This window comes from Proteobacteria bacterium CG1_02_64_396 (assembly GCA_001872725.1).
In the GTDB taxonomy this organism is placed as follows: domain Bacteria; phylum Pseudomonadota; class MNWR01; order CG1-02-64-396; family CG1-02-64-396; genus CG1-02-64-396.
In genome coordinates, this window is the sequence record MNWR01000053.1 from 1 (window position 1) to 18,479 (window position 18,479).

An 18,479-nucleotide genomic window follows, 5' to 3' on the forward strand; every position below is an offset into this window, starting at 1 on the left:
GGACGTAAGTCCCTGAAGGTCCGTGGAAGACCACCACGTTGATAGGCTGGGTGTGGAAGCGTGGCAACACGTGAAGCTGACCAGTACTAATCGACCGTGAGGCTTGGTCATACAATGAGTAAGCCCTCAGTACCACTCACCAAAAACCAATGCCGATTCTCCGGCAAGGCTTGCGCCCCAACGGATAATCGCCAACCCTTCTTGGGGGTTAAGCAGCGGGGTAACACCTGATCCCATTCCGAACTCAGAAGTGAAGACCGCTCGCGCCGATGATACTTGGTCTGTATACGTCCAGGGAAAGTAGGTCACCCCCAAGATCCTAAATTGCTTGAACAAGTGGCAATGAATCTGGATGATTCGCGCCGTTCAAGCGCCGGGAATGCCGGCAGAGGACGATGCGGGAGTAGCTCAGCTGGTAGAGCACGACCTTGCCAAGGTCGGGGTCGCGGGTTCGAATCCCGTCTCCCGCTCCATCCTCACAAGGTGAATGCAGGCTCGGGACACGGCAGGGTAGCAAAGTGGTAATGCACCGGTCTGCAAAACCGATATTCGTGGGTTCGATTCCCACCCCTGCCTCCATCCTCATCGACAACGAAAGCCCGGTCCCTCAAGGTCCGGGCTTTTTTGCATCCTTAAGGAAGGGACGATGTGCCGGGGTGGTGGAATGGTAGACACCGGGGACTTAAAATCCCCCGCCCATTGGGCGTACCGGTTCGAGTCCGGTCCTCGGCACCAGTTTTATACGTTGGAACAACCCTTTTATTCCAGGTGGTTGAGTGTGATGCACCCCCGGTGGCCCTCGCGGGTTCGGGTGCGGAACAACCACCTAACATCAACCAAAGAGAGTGAATTATGGCCTACAACGTCACCATGAAGCAGCTGTTGGAAGCAGGCGTCCACTTCGGTCACCAGCCCCGCCGTTGGAACCCCAAGATGAAGCGTTTCATCTTTGCCGAGCGCAATGGGGTCCACATCATTGATTTGTCCAAAACCGCGCGCCTGTTCAAAAACGCCTACCAATTCGTCCAGGAGACCGCTGCCAACGGGGGATCGGTTCTGTTTGTCGGAACCAAGCGTCAGGCGGCCGATGCCCTGCGTGAAGAGGCTGATCGCTGCGGCATGCCTTTCGTTAATTACCGTTGGTTGGGTGGCATGCTCACCAACTTCAAGACGATTCAAGGCTCCATCGAGCGCCTCAAGCGCATTGAAAAGGAGATCGCCGAGGCAGGTGAAAGCTCTGGCTTGACCAAAAAAGAGCTGGTGCTCAAGCAACGGGAGCTTGAAAAGCTTGAGTCCAACCTGGGCGGTATCCGCGATATGGGGCGTTTACCCCGTGCCTTGTTCATCGTCGATCCCGATCGCGAAGACATTGCGGTGAGCGAAGCCCGTAAACTCGGTATTCCGGTGGTTGCGGTGGTTGATACCAACTGTGATCCCGACCTGATCGACTTCCCCATTCCCGGCAACGACGATGCCATCCGTTCGGTTCGCCTGATCGCCGGCACCATTGCCGACGCGGTGATCGAGGGTCGTGGCGCCCGCTCCGAGGGGGCTGTTGAGGGTGCCGGCGGATTTACCGAAGATGAGTTCGTGGCTGTCGAAAACGCCGAGGAAGTCGGCGCGGCGCAGTAACGACGATTCACCCAAGAAGACTACGAACGGGATAGGTTAGACATGGCGACTGTAACTGCTGCAATGGTGAAAGAGCTGCGCGAGAAAACCGGCGCTGGGATGTTGGACTGCAAAAAAGCGTTGGAATCGACCGATGGTGATATCGAAAACGCCGTCGATTTTCTGCGCAAAAAGGGGTTGGCCGCTGCTGAGAAAAAAGCGGGTCGAGTCGCCGCCGAGGGGATCGTTCTGGCCAAGGTGTCGGACGACGGTCGCCAGGCGGTGTTGATCGAGGTGAACTCCGAGACCGATTTCGTGGCTCGGAACGACAAATTCGTCGACTTCGTGGAGCAGGTGGCCGATCTAATCGCCGCCGAGCGTCCCGAATCGGTGGAGGCTCTGTTGGCGTTGGGAATGCCGGGGACCGACGGTCTAAATGTGGCCCAGGCGCTGTCTCAGCTGATCGCGACCATCGGCGAAAACATGAGCATCCGCCGCTTCACCTTGATTGAAACCGAGGGTGACGGTTACGTTGGGGCCTATGTGCACAACGGTCGGCACGGGGTGTTGGTCGAGCTCAATGGCATGGCCAATGGCGGGAACGAGGCGGTGGGTCAGGCAGCCCGCGACGTAGCCATGCAGGTGGTGGCTGCTCGTCCGAAATATGCCACCCGTAAGGATGTTCCCTCCGAGGATCTGGAACGCGAACGTGCTGTGCTCAGCGAGCGCGCTGCAACCTCAGGTAAGCCCGAGGCGATCATCGCGAAAATCGTCGAGGGTCAGCTGAACAAGTTCTACCAGGACTTCTGTCTGCTCGATCAGGCTTTCATCAAAGACAGCGACAAGAGCGTGGCCCAGATGCTTCAGGCGGTTGAGAAGGGTTTGGGGCTGGCGCAGTTCGTTTCGTACGAGCTGGGCGAGGGGATCGAAAAGCAGGAAACCAACTTCGCCGAAGAGGTGATGAGCCAGGTGAAAAAGGGATAAACCGGTGGAGGCATCCTCCATGTTCGGTGCGTGGGATGTCGCCACGACCGCTGGTTGAACCTAATGAAAGGGGGCTTTTGCCCCCTTTTTTTTTGAGAAAAATACCTTTCAACGTTGATTCCATTGGGGGGGTCGTCATGAGTGAAACCCGGTTCCGGCGCATCATGTTGAAGTTGTCCGGTGAGGCGCTGATGGGCGGTCAGGGATACGGCATCGATCCCGAGGTTGTCCAGCAGATCGCCCGCGATGTGGTTGCGGTACACGCGCTTGGGGTCGAGATCAGCATTGTGATCGGGGGGGGGAATATCTTCCGCGGTGTGGCAGCCGCCACCAAGGGAACCGACCGGGCCACCGCCGATTACATGGGGATGTTGGCGACGGTGATCAACGCCTTGGCGCTGCAAGACGCCCTTGAAAAACAGGGGCTTCAAACGCGCGTTTTATCGGCCATCGAGGTTCAGGAGATGGCCGAGCCCTACATCCGTCGCCGGGCCATCCGCCATCTTGAAAAGGGGAGGGTGGTGATTTTCGGAGCCGGGACCGGCAATCCCTTCTTTACCACCGATACCGCCGCAGCGTTGCGGGCGATGGAGGTGGGGGCCGAAGTCGTGTTGAAGGGGACCAAGGTGGATGGGGTCTACACCGATGACCCGGTGGTTCATCCCGATGCGATGCGGTATCGTTCCTTGAGCTTTACCGAGGTGTTGACCCGAAATCTCAAGGTAATGGACGCCACTGCCATTAGCCTTTGTCGCGACAACAACCTGCCCATCGTTGTGTTTTCGATCCAGAAGCCGAATTCCCTGAAAGAGCTGATGTTGGGTGCCGATTTGGGGACCCTCGTTCACGGAGGTTGAGTTGTGAGCCATCCTGTTTTGACCAACACCGAAGAGCGGATGAACAAAACCATCCAAGCCTTTGCCCACGAGCTTTCTGGGGTTCGTGCCGGACGTGCCAGTCCCGCCCTGGTCGATGGGGTGACGGTCGAGGCCTACGGCTCACCGACGCCTCTCAAACAGATAGCGAATATTTCGATCCCCGAACCGCGCCAAATTGTGATTGCCCCCTGGGACAAGGGGATGGTGCGGGCTATTGAACGGGCGGTAAACGATGCCGGACTCGGGGTCAATGCCATGGCCGATGGCGATGTGGTGCGGGTGCCGCTGCCCGACCTGACCGAGGAGCGGCGTAAGGAGTTGGTTAAGGTAGTGCGCAAGTACGCCGAGCATGCCAAGGTGGCGGTGCGCAACCTGCGTCGTGATGGCAACGATCAGCTCAAGAAGCTCGAAAAGGACAAGGAGCTCAGCGCCGACGATGTGCACAAGCTGACCGACGAGGTCCAAAAATTGACGGACCGTATGATCGCCAAGGTCGATGAAATGACCGCCACGAAGGAAAAAGACATCCTCGCCGTCTAATGCCCGAATCCCTTCCCCATCATGTCGCCATCGTTATGGATGGCAATGGTCGCTGGGCCCGCTCCCGCGGGTTGCCCCGTATCGAGGGGCACCGCCGGGGGGTGAAGTCGGTCCGCGCCGTGGTGGAGCACGCCTCCAACCTGGGCGTCTCTTGGCTGACCTTGTTTGCCTTTTCAAGCGAAAATTGGGCCCGTCCCCAGGAGGAGGTCAGTGGGCTGATGCGCCTGCTGGTCGTCTCCCTGACTCGGGAGCTGGTGGCTCTGCACAAAAAAGGGGTGCGGATTCGAGTGCTGGGCCATTGGCGGGATCTGCCGACCGATGTGGTTGAATGTCTGCAAAACTCGATGGCCCAGACCGAGCACAATACCGGGCTCAATCTGGTTTTGGCGCTTAATTATGGTGGTCAGCAAGAGATCCTCGATACGGTGAACCAACTGCTGCGGCAGGGGGCATCGCAAGGGGTCGACCGAGTTGCTTTTGAATCCGCCATGCCGATGCCCGAGTTGCCTCCGGTTGATCTGTGCATCCGCACCAGCGGGGAGCAGCGGATTTCGAACTTTCTGTTGTGGCACCTGGCCTACGCCGAACTCTATTTCACCCCGATCTACTGGCCCGAGTTTCGTGAAGAGGCCCTGGATCGCGCTTTGGAATACTTCGCTGCCCGCGACCGCCGCTTTGGGGGGGTAAGCACTACATGAGTGCACAAGAGACCTTGATTAGGGCCGGCTCGGGGGTTGCAGCCGGCTTTTTGCTGTTGGGGATTATCCTCTGGGCGCCGGTATGGCTGTGGGCTCTGGTGGTGGTGGCAATCGGGTGGCAGTTGTGGCGCGAATGGTTGGGTTTACATCCCCAGTCGCAGGTCTTCCTGACCACCCCGATCCTCTGGGGGCTCGGTATTGCCGCTGCGGCGCTGGGGGCAATCGGCTTGGGAGTCTTGATGGTTTGGGTGGGAATGGCTTTGATGGTGCTACGTGGCATCGACGCCTTCGAAGGTGAGGAGTCGGCCTTTGGCTTGCTCGCTCCATATCTGTTGGCGGCGGTTGCTTTGGTGCTGCCGATGGTGGCGCTGGCTTGGTTGCCCCAGGCCCCAGGCGGTTCGGGCGCCTTGATTTTGCTGCTGGTCATCATTTGGGGCGCCGACAGCGCCGCCTATTTTGTGGGACGGGCGGTCGGACGCACCAAGGTTGCCCCCGAGGTGAGCCCCGGTAAATCTTGGGAAGGCGTGGTGGGTGGTGCGCTTGCAGCGATGGTCCTAGCTGGGATCGGCTGCGGTATCCTCGATTTGCCCCTCTCCAGCTCTCACGCTGCCTTGCTCGGTTTGATGTTGGCCCCCATTTCTGTGTTGGGCGATCTTTGGGAGTCTGCCTGGAAACGGCTGGCCGGGGTGAAAGATTCCGGCGCCATCCTCCCAGGTCATGGGGGGATGCTTGACCGTATGGATGCCCTGCTCTTCGCCGCCATTCCCTACACACTTTTGTACCTCTGGTTTGTGGCGCTGGCCGAATGAAGTCGATTGCCATCCTTGGGTCGACCGGTTCGATCGGCTGCTCCACCCTCGACGTCATCGCGCGGCATCCCGACCGTTTTCGCCCTGCGTTGCTGACGGCGCGCCGCGACGACGCCACCTTGCTTGAACAGGTCCAACGCTTCACCCCCCCCTTTGTGGCGATGGTCGATGTTGCCGCCGCCGCCCGGATTCGCCCCCAACTTCCCCCCGGAACCACCCTGTTTGTCGGTGAAGAGGGTTTGATTGCGGCGGTCGAGGCCTGTGGCGCCCAGATGATGGTGGCCGCCATTGTCGGCGGCGCTGGGCTGCGCCCGACCCTCAAAGGGGTCGAGTGCGGTATGGACATTGCCCTGGCCAACAAAGAGTGTCTGGTGATGGCGGGGCCGGTGTTTATGAACGCTGTTCGCCAGGCTGGGGTTCGGTTGTTGCCGGTCGATTCGGAGCATTCGGCGATTTTTCAGTGTCTGGCAGGACAACCCCGGGAGGCGGTCGCCTCGGTGATGTTGACCGCCTCGGGAGGCCCCTTCCGCCATACCCCGAAGCAGGCGCTGGCCGACATCACCCCTGAGCAAGCGGTGCGTCATCCCAACTGGTCGATGGGGCGCAAAATCTCGGTTGATTCGGCCACCCTCATCAACAAGGGGCTTGAGGTGATCGAGGCCCGCTGGCTCTTTGATCTAAACCCCGATCAAATCGAGGTGACGATTCATCCCTCCTCGGTGGTCCACTCCTTCGTTAAATTCGTCGATGGCTCGGTGATGGCCCAGATCGGCCATCCCGACATGCGTGCGCCCATCGCCCTGGCGCTGGCCTGGCCACAGCGCATTGCCTCGGGGGTCGCCCCCCTTGATCCCAGCGGGAGTGAACCGTGGGTGTTCGAGGCGCCCGATGTGGAGCGTTTTCCTGGGCTGCAACTCTGCTTCGATGCCCTGCGGGGCCCAGCCTCGGCCACTACGGTGCTCAATGCCGCCAACGAGGTGGCGGTTGAGGCCTTTTTGGAACGGCAGATCCCCTTTACCGCCATTGCTGCGGTGGTGGGGGAAACCTTGTCCCGTTTTGCCCATCATGAGCGGCTCGAATCGTTGGAAGAGGTGCTTGCAGTCGATGCCCAGGCCCGCCGTTTGGCGACCGAGTGTCTGGCTGATCACCCTCTGCCCGTCGCCGCCCCACCCGCGAGTATCTAACCCCCCATGCTGATGACCATCTTCTGGGCCCTGGTGGTATTGGGGCTGCTCATTTTTGTTCATGAATTGGGCCATTACCTGGTGGCGCGAGCGGTGGGGGTCAAGGTACTGCGCTTTTCGATTGGTTTTGGCCCGGTCGTCTGGTCGCGTCGCGGTGGCCCCGATCAGACCGAATACGCTCTGTCGATCATCCCTCTGGGCGGCTACGTCAAGATGTTGGGGGAGGGGGGCGACGAGCCGGTATTGCCCGAGGAGCGCCACCGCGCCTTCGAAAACCATCCGGTGCGTCACCGCCTGGCCATTGTGGCTGCTGGCCCCTTGTTTAACCTGCTCTTCCCCATCGTGGCGATGACTCTGCTGTTCATGATCGGCGCCCACGAACTGCCCCCGGTGGTCGGCAAGGTGATGGACGACAGCCCCGCCGCCGCTGCGGGATTAATCCCCGGCGATCGTATCGTCAGTGTCGAGGGGGTAGCGGTGCGGACGTGGGAGGATCTGACCCAAGAGGTCCGCGCTTATCCCGGCAAGGGGGTCACTTTGCAGGTCACCGCTCAGGGGATTGAGCGAACCGTCACGGTGCATCCCGAGGCGGTGGAGGGGCGGTCGATTTTCGGCGAGAGGGTCACCCAGGGTCGCTTGGGGATCGCCTCCAGCGGTGAGCGGGAGGTCCAGCGCTTTGGGCCGGTCGACGCCTTTGTTTTGGGGTTGGAACGCACCTGGTATTTCATTGATTTAACGGTGCAGTCGCTCGGCAAGTTGATCTCCCGGGTGATCCCGATGGATCAAATCGGGGGGCCTATTTTAATTGCGCAGCTGGCGGGTCAAACCGCCGATGCGGGGCTAACCCCCTTCCTGACCTTCATGGCGCTCATCAGCGTCAATCTGGGGCTGCTTAATCTGTTGCCGGTCCCTGTTCTGGATGGCGGCCACTTGCTTTTCTACAGTATTGAAGCGATCCGGGGTCGTCCTGTTGGCCCCATGGCCCAGGAGATGGCCTACCGCGTCGGATTTTTCCTGCTCATCGCCTTGATGGGCCTGGCCCTCTACAACGACCTAGCCCGAGTGTTGTCCTGATGCGTATGTTGCTGATAGGGGTGTTTGGCGCCCTGGCCCTTGGTTCCTCGCTGGCCTTTGCCGACGACGTGGTTTCCGGTATGGAGATCCAAACCATTTCGGTGGTGGGGGCCAAACGGATTGATCCCGCGACCCTGGTGTTGCAAAGCGGTTTGGAACGGGGAGAACAGCTGACCGGGCAGCGGGCCAGCGACGCCCTGGCGGCCATCTACAAGGGGGGCTTCATCGAAAATGTCGCCCTGTATTCGCGCCTGATCGAAGGGGGGGGGATGGAGGTAATCCTCAAGGTTGAGGAACGCCCTCTGATTGATTCGATTGCCTTCGAGGGCAACGATGAGCTCACCGATAAACGGCTCAAGGAGCTGCTCAAGATCAAGGAGCGTCAGGTCTACAGCCGCACCAAGGTCGAAGAGGCGGTGGCGCAGCTCAGCGCCAAGTACCATGGGGACGGTTATTTCCTGGTGCGGATTGAACCCATCGTCAGGCCGTTGAGCGACAACCGGGTGACCCTGGTTTTTCAGGTGCAAGAGGGTGAAAAAACCCGCATCCGCACGGTCGACATTATCGGCAATCACCGATTCGACGATGTCACCCTGATGAGGTCGGTCGACTCCCAACCGATGGGTTTTCTTTCGTTTTTCTCATCCTCCGGCGTTTATGAGCGGCAAAAACTCCTCAACGACGTCGAAAAAATCCGGGGCTATTACATGGATCGGGGCCATTTCGATTTCGAAATGGGCGCCCCCCAGGTGATGTTGACCCCCGATTTGGCCTACATGGACATCACCTTCGAATTAACCGAAGGGGAGATCTACAACATTGGGGACATCGACGTCACCGGCGATTATCAGCAGCCCAAAAGCGAGTTGATGGCGCTGGTCGGCATCCACCCCGGGGAACCTTTCTCCCGCTCGAAGGTGGGACAAACCATTCAAAGCCTGACCGAGGCGGTGGCCGACCTTGGCTATGCCTACACCAACGTGAACCCCCTGACCCAGGTCGACGAGGAGCACCACACCGTCAGCTTCACCTTCGATATTCACAAAGGGGAGCGGGTTTACTACCGCCGTATCGAGATCATCGGCAACAGCAAAACCTCAGATGCGGTGATTCGGCGCGAGCTACGGATCAACGAGGCCGAAAAATTTGCGTTCTCGAAATTGCGGCGTAGCCGCGAACGGGTGCAGAGACTCGGCTATTTTGAAACCGTCGATTTCAATACCCCCCGTGTTGATGGGGTGCTCGATCAGACCGATGTTGTGATCGACGTGGCCGAACGCTCCACCGGGCAGGTCTCGGTCGGTATGGGGTATTCGTCGGTCGACAAGATCATCGGACAGGCCTCAGTGCAAGAGAACAACCTGTTCGGGCAGGGGCAGAGCCTCAAGGCGTCGGGGCAGTTCAGCCGCTCAACGATGGACTACAACATCTCGTTCACCGAGCCCTACCTGTTCAACCAGCCGACCAGCATGACCGCCAATGTGTACAACACCCGGCGGCTCAACGTGGGCTCCTCGGTGGCGATCCGCGACTACGATCAATTGACCCGGGGCGCCAGCCTCAACCTGGGCAAGGAGCTCTCGGAGTTCCTGCACGAATCGGTCAGTTACGGCATCAGCAACACCAGCATCAGCAACGTGGGCAGCAATGCCCCGCTCTACGTTCAGGCGGGGACGGTGGTGACCGGGATCCTGGGGCATGCCATCTCTTGGGATACCCGCAACTCGACCTACTTCCCCACCGACGGAGGGGTGCAGACCTGGCGGCTGGAATATGCTGGATTGGGCGGCGATAGTCGGTTTGTGCGCTCCTCGTTGGAGACCACCGATTTCATCCCCCTCGACAAGGACCAGGATTGGATCGGTTCCTTCCACGCCCGTTATGGTCGGGCGGTGGCGACCAGCAGCGGTGGTATTCCCTACATCGAGCGGTATCAAATGGGCGGCGGCGGCTCGGTGCGCGGTTTCCAGTACTACTCGCTCGGTGCCAAAGACAGCAACAACATCACCTTGGGTGGAACGGTCGAGGTGGTCGCCAACGTGGAGTTGCTTACCCCGGTGCCGCTGCTCGCCGATGCCGGTTTCAAAGGGGTTCTCTTCGCCGATGTGGGGCAAGTGTTTCAGGAGTACGAACGGCCTTCCCCCCAAAAGCTGCGCCGCAGCGTGGGCTTCGGACTACGCTGGATGTCGCCGGTGGGGCCACTGCGGTTCGAGTGGGCCTTTCCCCAGGGGGTCCGCTCCGGCGACAACCTCTTGACCTTCGAATTCAACATGGGCGGGATGAGTTTCTAATCCCGGCCGAACCCCCAAGGAGATCGTAATGAAACGGTTATTGTTGGCCTCGGCCGCGACGATGGTGATGGCGTTTTCGCCTTTGGCGGCCCAGGCGGGTGGGGTCGGGGTGGTCAACGTGCCCAAGGTGATGTCGATGAGCCAAGAGGCGCAGGCGGTCGAGGCTCAGCTCAAGAGCAACGTCGAGGCGGCGCAGCTGAAGCTGAAGACCAAGGCCGACGCCCTGAGCCAATTGCAGAGCGAACTCAACTCCCCCCGCGCCGCCCTGCTCAGCCCCGAGGCCAAGCAAAAGAAAGAGGATGCCCTCGACCAGGGCTCCCGCGAGCTCGACGGTATGAAGCAGGACGCTCAGAAAGAGCTCAACCGTCAGCGTGAGCGTTTGCTGCAAAACATCTTTGCCCACCTGCGCGAGGTGGTGGATCAGGTGCGTCAGGCCAAGGGGCTCGACGTGGTATTGGCCGCCGATCCGGCGGTGGTGCTCTCGTTTGCCGATGCTGCCGACATCTCAGAAGCGGTGGTGAAGGCCTTCAATCTGAAGTATCCCGGCCAAGCCAAGTAAACCATGGCCCGATTGAGCGACTTGGCCCAGGTGTGCGGTGGGCGGTTGGAGGGGGACGACATCGAGGTGGTCGGGGTCGCCCCCTTGGACAGCGCCAAGCCGGATCAGCTTTCGTTCCTGAGCGACGCCGGATACCTCGTCCAGGCGGCCGCCTCTCGGGCAGGCGCCCTGGTGTGGCCAAGCAAGGTGAGCGCGCGCCCCGACCCCCGTCCGGTCATTCTGCATCCCAACCCCCCCCTGGCCATCGCCCGCATCTTGGCCCATCTTCACCCTGAACCGGCTTGGCTGCCGGGGATCGCCCCCCAGGCGGTGGTTGATCCCAGCGCCAAGATCGACCCCAGCGCCCACATCGAGGCGCTGGCCTGGATCGGCCCCGGTGTGGTGGTGGGGGCGGGGAGTGTGATCGGTCCCGGCGTGGTGCTTGAGGCGGGGGTGAAGGTGGGGGGCGATTGTCGTTTGTGGGGCAACGTGGTGGTACGCCATGGCTGCATCCTGGGCGACCGGGTGATTGTGCAGCCGGGGGCGGTGATCGGCTCCGACGGGTTCGGATATGCCCGCGATGGCGTTCGGCAGGTGCTGATTCCCCAGGTTGGGCGGGTCATTCTTGAAGACGAGGTCGAGGTGGGGGCCGGAACCGCCATCGACCGCGGCGCCCTAGAGGACACCGTCGTCAAGCAAGGGACCAAAATCGACAATCTGGTTCAGGTCGGCCACAACTGCATCGTCGGCCCCCACGCCACGATTTGCGGTCAGGCGGGGCTTGCGGGCAGTTCCATCGTCGGCGCCAACGTCACCCTGGCGGCCCAGAGTGGGGTGGCGGGCCATCTTGAGATCGGCGCCGGGGTGGTGGTGGCGGCCCGTGGCGGGGTGACCAAATCGATTGAACAGCCGGGTTACTACGCCGGGTTTCCGGCTCAGCCGGTGGCCGAGTGGCGCAAGGAGGTTGCCGCCCAGCGCCGCATTCCCGAATTGCGCTCCGCCCTGCGGACATTGAGCCAGCGGGTTGCCGCCCTGGAGCAAGAATTTCACGAACTCGAACATGCGGAGACCAACAACGGTGACTGACCCATTGCCCCAAACCCTCGACATCCAGCAGATTCTTCAACGTTTGCCCCACCGCTACCCCTTCTTGCTGGTCGACCGCGTCGTTGCGTGGACTGCGGGGGAGAAGATCAAAGCGATCAAAAACGTCTCGATGAACGAGCCCCATTTTCAGGGGCACTTCCCCGAGTTTCCCATCATGCCGGGGGTGCTGATTCTTGAGGCGATGGCCCAGGTGGGCGGGGTGCTGGCCTTTTTGAGCGAGCCCGACACCACCGACGACAAACTGGTTTTCTTCATGGGGATCGACGGAGCCAAGTTCCGTCGTCCCGTCACTCCCGGAGACCAGTTGGTCATCCACATGACGGTGATCAAACACCGGGGCAAGATCTGGCGCTTCAAGGGCGAGGCCTTCGTCGATGGGCAGCTGGCCACCGAAGCCGAACTGATGGCGACCATTACCGATAAGTGAACCGGCGAGGTCCATTGCCATGAGTGCCACCATCCATCCCACCGCCATCATTGATCCTGGTGCCCGCTTGGGGCACGGGGTTCACATCGGTCCTTACGCCATCGTCGGCCCCCATGTGGTGCTGGGCGACGGTTGTCACATCGGCGCCCACAGCGTCATCGATGGTCACACCACCCTGGGATGCGAGGTGCGGGTGTTCCCCCACGCCGCCGTCGGTTTGATTCCCCAGGATTTGAAATACCACGGCGAGCCATCGACCTTGACGGTAGGCGACCGTACCCAGATTCGCGAGTTTGCCACCCTGCATCCCGGCACCGAAGGGGGTGGGATGAAAACCGAGGTGGGGAGCGACTGTTTGCTGATGGCCTACTCCCATGTCGCCCACGACTGCATCCTGGGCGACCGGGTGATTCTGGCCAACGCCGCCACCCTGGCGGGGCATGTCACCGTCGAGAGCGGCGCAATCATCGGCGGCCTGACCGCCATCCATCAGTTCGTGCGGGTGGGGGAGGGTTGTATGGTCGGCGGCGCCTCGGCGGTGGTGATGGACATTCCCCCCTACACCATGGCTTCAGGCAACCGGGCCGAGCTGCACGGTTTGAACAGCGTGGGTCTCAAGCGGGCCGTTTCCTCGGACGACGAGATTGCCGCCCTCAAACGGGCCTACCGCCTTCTGTTTCGGGGTGAAACCGCCCTGAAAGAGACGGTCGTCCAGCTGCAAGCGGAGGAGCACAACTTCCCCCGTTTGACCCATTTGCTCGACTTTCTGGCTGCCTGCGAGCGGGGCGTCACCCGTTGAGCCAGCCGCAGGCCTCCCCCCCCATCGGTCTGATCGCCGGGTACGGCCGCTTTCCGCTTTTGGCGGCCCAAGCGATGCGTGCCCGCGGCTTGAAGGTGGTGGTTGCCGCCATTAAAGAGGAGGCCGATCCCACCATCGCCGAGCAGGCCGACGAGCTTCATTGGCTCCACGTCGGGCAGCTCGGCAAGATGCTGAAGCTCTTCCACAAGGCGGGGGTGGTCGAGGCGATGATGGCGGGCAAGGTCCACAAGACCCATGTCTGGGATCTGCGCCCCGACCTCAAGGCAGTCTCGGTTTTGATGCGAATGCGCAACAAGAAGGACGACACCATTTTGGGGGCGATTGCCGACGAGATGGGGCGCGAAGGGATTACCCTGATCGAGTCGACCCGCTACACCGGCGACCTCATCCCCGGCCCCGGCCTCATTGCGGGCAAAATCACCCCCGAGATCGAGGCCGACATCGCTTTTGGATTTCCACTGGCACGGGCCATCGGCGGTCTCGACATCGGCCAAACCGTGGTGGTGAAGAATCAGGCGGTGATGGCGGTCGAGGCGATTGAGGGGACCGACGCCGCCATTCGGCGGGGCGGTGAGCTCGGCAAGGGGGGGGTGACGGTCTGCAAGGTGGCCAAACCCAATCAAGATTTGCGTTTCGACGTGCCCGCCATCGGCCCCGATACGCTCCGCGCTCTGATCGCCGCCGGTGGTGGCTGCCTCGCCTTCGAGGCCGGGGCGACCTTCTGCTTCGACCGCGACGAGGTGGTTGCTTTGGCCCAAGCCAACGGCGTGACCGTGGTGGCGTGGGACGGATTAGCGACCTGATGTCGCCCCCCCCCACCCGTATCTTCCTGAGTGCCGGGGAGCCGTCCGGTGATCTGCACGGTGGATTTTTGATTGCCGCTCTCAAGCGCTGGGGCGAGGTGGAGCTCTCTGGGGTGGGTGGTCTGCGGATGGCGCAGGAGGGGATGCCCTCGGTGATCGACCTGGCCGAGCTGTCGGTGATGGGGCTGAGCGACGTCGTGCGTTCGTACGGGCGGCTCAAAAAGGTATTTGAGCGGGTGGTTGGGGCGATGCTCGCCTTCAGGCCCGACCGTCTGGTGCTCATCGACTTTGCCGGGTTCAACCTGCGTCTGGGTCGGGTCGCCAAGGCCCATGGCATCGAGGTCCACTACTACATCCCCCCCAAGGTCTGGGCCTGGGGAACCTGGCGGGCCGCCAAGGTGTTGCGCTCCTGCGACCGCATTCACGCGATCTTTCCCTTCGAAGAACCTTTCTGGCGGGCGCGTGGCATGGCGGTCGACTACGTCGGCCACCCCTGCGTCGATCAGACCACCCCCGAAGAGCCCCCCGGCGAGTGGCGGGCACGCCACGGATTGGGCGACGCCCCGGTGGCGCTGTTGCTGCCCGGATCGCGCGGCGGCGAACTCAAATTCATGATGCCGTTGATGGCCCAGGTGCAGGCCCGGTTGCAGGCGACTCGCCCCGAGGTGCGCACCGTGATTCAGGTGGCACCAGGCCACACGGTGACCGATTGGCAAACCCGGTTTCGGCACGCGGGGGGGGATTCCGAGACGGTGGTTTGGAGCAGCGATGCCCCCCACGCCGCCATGCAGGGGGCGACCGCCGCCGTGGCGACCTCGGGGACGGTGAACCTTGAACTCGCCCTGGCCGGCACCCCGATGGTGGTGGTTTACAAGGCCGATCCGGTGACCTGGGCCATCGGGCGCCGTCTGGTCAAGCTCCCCCAGGTCGCCCCCTCCAACATCATCGCCGGATGTGAGGTTGCCCCTGAGCTCTTGCAGGAGCGGGCCGAGCCCGAGGGGGTGTTTGCGGCGCTGCTCCCCTTGCTTGATCCCCAATCGCCCGAGCGGCTCAAACAGCTTTCGGGGATTGCCGCGATTCGCCGCCTGGCGGGGCCATCCGGGGTGGCTGACCGAGCGGCACGATTGATTTTGGCGGGGAATCGGTCAAGGTAGCGGCCGAACGAAAGTGGTTTTTTGTTGGCATTATTTGCACCTTCGCCGATACCCCGATCACGGAGGATCGCCCGTGCCCCAAGCCGTCCCCCCTTTTCGCCGCCTCAGTGTCCGTTTCGTTGCTGCCCTTTCCCTGGTGCTGGTGTTGATGCTGTCGTTGGGAATCGGCTTCATGCTCGATCAGGAGCGGCGCTGGATCATGGAAGAGGAACAAGCCCGGGCCGCCCTGTTGGTGCGGGGGCTTGAGGCCAGTCTGCAAACCCTGATGGTGACCGGTGACGGCCCCCTGGCCCGGGAGTGGTTGGGCCGGGTGAAACAGGAGCCGGGGGTGGTGAAGGCCGAGGTCATCCGCCGCGACGGCACGGAGGCGTTCCGCGATCTCGAAACCATCGACAAGGTCAATCGCTTCCTCGACGCCGATCAATTCCACCGTAACCCGCTGCCCTCCCGCACGGTCGACGACATCGACCTCGCAGCCTTCCAGCAAGCGCTGAACAACACCCCCGCGACTCTGCGCGACGATGTCGCCCAGACCTTGACCTACCTGTTTCCGGTGATGCGCAACGACGAGTGTTTGGGTTGCCACGGCTACGAAGAGGCGCCGGTGCGTGGGGTGCTGCGGGTGACCACCTCGCTGGCCGCCGCCGAGGGGCGGATTGCCGAGGCGTGGCGGCTGAGTGTGATTGGCGGCGCGGTGTTGCTGCTGATGCTGGGGGGGGCGGTGTATGCCCTGGTCCTGAAGCAGGTGATCGCCCCGGTGCTTGAGGTGGTGGGGGCGACCCGGCGGGTGGCCGAGGGGGATTTGCAGACCCGGCTGACCCTGGAGCGCAACGACGAATTCGGCGAGCTTGAAACCAGCTTCAACCGCATGGTGGCCCATCTTGAGGGGACCACGGTTTCCCGCGATTTCTTCGACGACATTATGACATCCTTGGCCGAGCCGTTGCTGGTGCTCGCCCCCGATTTGCACATCCGCTCCGCCAACCCGGCAACGGTGCAGTTGTTAGGGCTTGATGAGGCGGTCCTGGTTGGGGCGCCGGTCGAGAGTCTCTTCGACCCCTCCGGGTCACTCAAAGCCGAAGAGATGCGGGCGCTGCTCAAGGGGCAGGGGATGCACGGTCTTGAAAAACGGTGGAGAACCGGCGACGGACGGATCGTCCCGATTCTCTTCTCGTTTGCCCCCCTGTCGGGGCAGATTGGCGGTTTCGTTTGCGTCGCCCAGGACATCACCGAGCGCAAGAAGGCCGAAGAGAAGATGGAACTGGCCGGCATGGTCATGGATTCGGCCATGGAGGGGATCATCATCACCGCCCCTGACGGTGAGATCGTCACCGTCAATCCCGCCTTCACCCATGTCACCGGCTACACCCTGGACGAGGTGCGGGGGCACAACCCCAACCTGTTGCAATCGGGCCGCCACACCCAGGAGTTCTACAAGGGGATGTGGCACGGCTTGCTCAAAGAGGGGTATTGGCAGGGTGAGATCTGGAATCGGCGCAAAAGCGGCGAGGTGTACCCCGAGTGGCTGTCGATCCGGGCGGTTTACAACGCCGACGGGTTTCTCAGCCACTTTGTGGGGATTTTTTCCGACATCACCGAGCGTAAGCAGTTTGAAGAAAAGCTGACCTACCTGGCGACTCACGATCCGATGACGACGCTTCCAAACCGCACCCTGTTCAACGACCGGTTGGAGCAGGCGGTTTTGCAAGCGCAGCGCTACCACAACCTCTTTGCCCTGCTCTTTGTCGATTTGGACGGCTTCAAACAGGTCAACGACAGCCTGGGGCACGACAAGGGTGATCTCTTGCTGGTCGAGGCGGCTGCCCGGATGCGCCGCCAGGTTCGCTCCAGCGATTCGGTGGCGCGATTGGGGGGGGACGAATTCACCATTTTGCTGCTCGACCTCAATCAGGCCGAGGATGCCGAGCGTATCGCGGCCAAGGTGGTCGATGCGCTGGGACAACCCTACGAACTCGACGGCACGATGGTCGATTTTGTCGGCGCCAGCATCGGGGTGGCGATCTACCCGACCCATGGCAGCAATGTCGAGGCGATCCTCAAGGCGGCTGACGACGCCATGTATGCCGCCAAAGGGGGGGGGAAGGGGCGGTATTGCTTGGCCGAGGTTGTGGGGGGGCAAAAGGGGGAGGGACAAGAGGGATGAGGGGAATACGTGCTGCTTTGGTTTTGCTGGTATCGACCCCCTTGTGGGGCTGCGCCAGCATCTACCACAGCGATGTGGCCCTGGTTCCGGTCACCTCGACCCCTTCGGGGGCGACGGTCACCGTGGGCAACCAAACCTACACCACCCCCGCCATGGTTCCGGGACGGCGCGGCGAGGGGGGCTTCGTGCTGGAGGTGAGCAAGCAGGGGTATCTACCGCGCAAGGTCGCGGTCATCGACAGCCTGGGTGGCTGGATCTGGGGCAATCTATGGCTCGGTTGGCCCGTAGGTGCTGCCATTGGTGCGGGGATAGACGTGATTTCGGGCAAGGGGTACGGGTTCGACCCCGAGATGGTGCATGTCGATTTAACGCCGGAGGCGGCGCGGTAGGAGGCGGTTTGTAGGGTGGATAAGCGCCAGCGCATCCACCAACAGGGGATCGATTCGGCAACGACGGTGGCTTGGCGGAAAAAGGTGGATGCGCTGGCGCTTATCCACCCTACGCAAGGGCAATAGGCCAATTCCAGGGAGGGAACAATGAGTCAATATCGCAGGGTTTATCTGCCCGGCGCGTCGTACTTCTTCACCGTGGTCACCTACCGCCGCATCCCCTGGTTCAACACACCCGACAGCATCACCCTGTTCGGCGCAGCGCTACGCCATGTGATGACCACCCGCCCTTTCGAGGTGGAGGCCATCGTGGTGTTGCCCGATCACCTGCATTGCCTGTGGCGGCTGCCTGAGGGGGATGGCGACTTCTCGGGGCGGTGGCGGGAGGTCAAAAAGCGGGTTTCCCGGGGGATTGCCCCTCACGGCAACGCACGCCGGGAACGTCGGGTATGGCAGCGGCGGTTTTGGGAACACCTGATTCGGGACGAGGAGGACTGGCGGCGGCACGTCGATTACATCCATTTCAACCCGGTGAAACACGGGCTGGCGGCACATCCGGCGCAGTGGCGCTGGTCGTCGTTCCGCCGCGCCGTGGCCAAGGGTTGGTACCCCGCCGATTGGGGCAATGCCGAACCCGCCGCCATCGCCGAGATGCTACGGGAGTAAGCGTTCACGAGGGGGGGCGTAGGGTGGATAAGCGCAGCGCATCCACCAGCAGGGGGTGCATCGAGCACGAGCGCCGGTTTCGGCCCAGTCGCCCCCACCAACCGCCGTTCAACCGTGAGGCGCCCGTGGGCCACAATGGTTGTATGAAGAAAACGGGGCCATTGGCCCCCGTTGTTTGTTGGATGTTTGTTGGTCATTTGTAGGGTGGATAAGCGCAGCGCATCCACCAGCAGGGGGCGCATCAAGCACGAGCGCCGGTTTCGGCCCAGGCGCCTCCACCAACCGCCGTTCAACCGTGAGGCGCCCGTGGGCCACAATGGTTGTATGAAGAAAACGGGGCCA

At 61.8% G+C, this 18,479-nt stretch carries 18 protein-coding genes, 3 tRNA genes and 2 rRNA genes; all 23 read left to right on the forward strand.

Features of this window, described 5'->3' with window-relative positions:
- Positions 1-115: ribosomal RNA gene (locus AUJ55_06200) — 23S ribosomal RNA — on the forward strand; the annotation flags it as partial.
- An 85-nt stretch (positions 116-200) separates the two neighbouring features.
- Positions 201-317: ribosomal RNA gene (gene rrf / locus AUJ55_06205) — 5S ribosomal RNA — on the forward strand.
- Between the two features lie 80 nt (positions 318-397).
- A tRNA-Gly gene (locus tag AUJ55_06210) sits at positions 398-473 on the forward strand.
- A gap of 31 nt (positions 474-504) precedes the next feature.
- A tRNA-Cys gene (locus AUJ55_06215) sits at positions 505-579 on the forward strand.
- Positions 580-650: 71 nt separating this feature from the next.
- A tRNA-Leu gene (locus AUJ55_06220) sits at positions 651-735 on the forward strand.
- Positions 736-852: 117 nt separating this feature from the next.
- Positions 853-1,632 (forward strand): 30S ribosomal protein S2, encoded by a 780-nt coding sequence (locus AUJ55_06225; protein OIO57676.1) that lies wholly within the window; start codon positions 853-855, stop codon positions 1,630-1,632.
- Between the two features lie 42 nt (positions 1,633-1,674).
- Positions 1,675-2,595: a translation elongation factor Ts gene (locus tag AUJ55_06230; GenBank protein ID OIO57677.1), complete on the forward strand. Its 921-nt coding sequence runs from the start codon at positions 1,675-1,677 to the stop codon at positions 2,593-2,595.
- A gap of 137 nt (positions 2,596-2,732) precedes the next feature.
- The gene (locus AUJ55_06235; protein OIO57678.1) at positions 2,733-3,452 is read left to right on the forward strand and encodes a UMP kinase; all 720 of its coding nucleotides are present in this window, start codon (positions 2,733-2,735) and stop codon (positions 3,450-3,452) included.
- Between the two features lie 3 nt (positions 3,453-3,455).
- A complete protein-coding gene (locus AUJ55_06240; protein OIO57679.1) occupies positions 3,456-4,013 on the forward strand; it encodes a ribosome recycling factor in 558 nt (185 codons plus the stop codon).
- Positions 4,013-4,711 carry a di-trans,poly-cis-decaprenylcistransferase gene (locus tag AUJ55_06245; GenBank protein ID OIO57680.1) on the forward strand — a complete coding sequence of 233 codons (699 nt, stop codon included), beginning with the start codon at positions 4,013-4,015 and terminating at the stop codon, positions 4,709-4,711. The genes AUJ55_06240 and AUJ55_06245 overlap by 1 nt, the downstream gene beginning before the upstream one ends.
- Complete coding sequence (locus AUJ55_06250) at positions 4,708-5,520, forward strand: hypothetical protein (protein OIO57681.1); 813 nt, start codon at positions 4,708-4,710, stop codon at positions 5,518-5,520. Before AUJ55_06245 ends, AUJ55_06250 begins: the two co-directional genes overlap by 4 nt.
- Complete coding sequence (locus AUJ55_06255; protein ID OIO57682.1) at positions 5,517-6,704, forward strand: 1-deoxy-D-xylulose-5-phosphate reductoisomerase; 1,188 nt, start codon at positions 5,517-5,519, stop codon at positions 6,702-6,704. The genes AUJ55_06250 and AUJ55_06255 overlap by 4 nt, the downstream gene beginning before the upstream one ends.
- Before the next feature lie 12 nt (positions 6,705-6,716).
- Complete coding sequence (locus AUJ55_06260; GenBank protein ID OIO57692.1) at positions 6,717-7,778, forward strand: RIP metalloprotease RseP; 1,062 nt, start codon at positions 6,717-6,719, stop codon at positions 7,776-7,778.
- The gene (locus tag AUJ55_06265; GenBank protein OIO57683.1) at positions 7,778-10,069 is read left to right on the forward strand and encodes an outer membrane protein assembly factor BamA; all 2,292 of its coding nucleotides are present in this window, start codon (positions 7,778-7,780) and stop codon (positions 10,067-10,069) included. Before AUJ55_06260 ends, AUJ55_06265 begins: the two co-directional genes overlap by 1 nt.
- 28 nt (positions 10,070-10,097) lie before the next feature.
- A complete protein-coding gene (locus AUJ55_06270) occupies positions 10,098-10,628 on the forward strand; it encodes a hypothetical protein (protein ID OIO57684.1) in 531 nt (176 codons plus the stop codon).
- A gap of 3 nt (positions 10,629-10,631) precedes the next feature.
- On the forward strand, positions 10,632-11,693 hold the full coding sequence (locus tag AUJ55_06275) for a UDP-3-O-(3-hydroxymyristoyl)glucosamine N-acyltransferase (GenBank protein OIO57685.1): 1,062 nt from the start codon (positions 10,632-10,634) through the stop codon (positions 11,691-11,693).
- The gene (locus AUJ55_06280) at positions 11,668-12,141 is read left to right on the forward strand and encodes a 3-hydroxyacyl-[acyl-carrier-protein] dehydratase FabZ (protein ID OIO57693.1); all 474 of its coding nucleotides are present in this window, start codon (positions 11,668-11,670) and stop codon (positions 12,139-12,141) included. The genes AUJ55_06275 and AUJ55_06280 overlap by 26 nt, the downstream gene beginning before the upstream one ends.
- Before the next feature lie 19 nt (positions 12,142-12,160).
- On the forward strand, positions 12,161-12,940 hold the full coding sequence (locus AUJ55_06285) for an acyl-[acyl-carrier-protein]--UDP-N-acetylglucosamine O-acyltransferase (GenBank protein OIO57686.1): 780 nt from the start codon (positions 12,161-12,163) through the stop codon (positions 12,938-12,940).
- Complete coding sequence (locus tag AUJ55_06290) at positions 12,937-13,764, forward strand: hypothetical protein (GenBank protein OIO57687.1); 828 nt, start codon at positions 12,937-12,939, stop codon at positions 13,762-13,764. Before AUJ55_06285 ends, AUJ55_06290 begins: the two co-directional genes overlap by 4 nt.
- A complete protein-coding gene (locus AUJ55_06295; GenBank protein OIO57688.1) occupies positions 13,764-14,918 on the forward strand; it encodes a lipid-A-disaccharide synthase in 1,155 nt (384 codons plus the stop codon). Before AUJ55_06290 ends, AUJ55_06295 begins: the two co-directional genes overlap by 1 nt.
- Positions 14,919-14,991: 73 nt before the next feature.
- Entirely contained in the window at positions 14,992-17,082 is a 2,091-nt protein-coding gene (locus AUJ55_06300; GenBank protein ID OIO57689.1) for a hypothetical protein, read from the forward strand.
- A gap of 17 nt (positions 17,083-17,099) precedes the next feature.
- Entirely contained in the window at positions 17,100-17,471 is a 372-nt protein-coding gene (locus AUJ55_06305) for a hypothetical protein (protein OIO57690.1), read from the forward strand.
- 147 nt (positions 17,472-17,618) lie between these two features.
- Positions 17,619-18,137 (forward strand): transposase, encoded by a 519-nt coding sequence (locus AUJ55_06310; protein OIO57691.1) that lies wholly within the window; start codon positions 17,619-17,621, stop codon positions 18,135-18,137.
- Positions 18,138-18,479 lie beyond the last annotated feature (342 nt).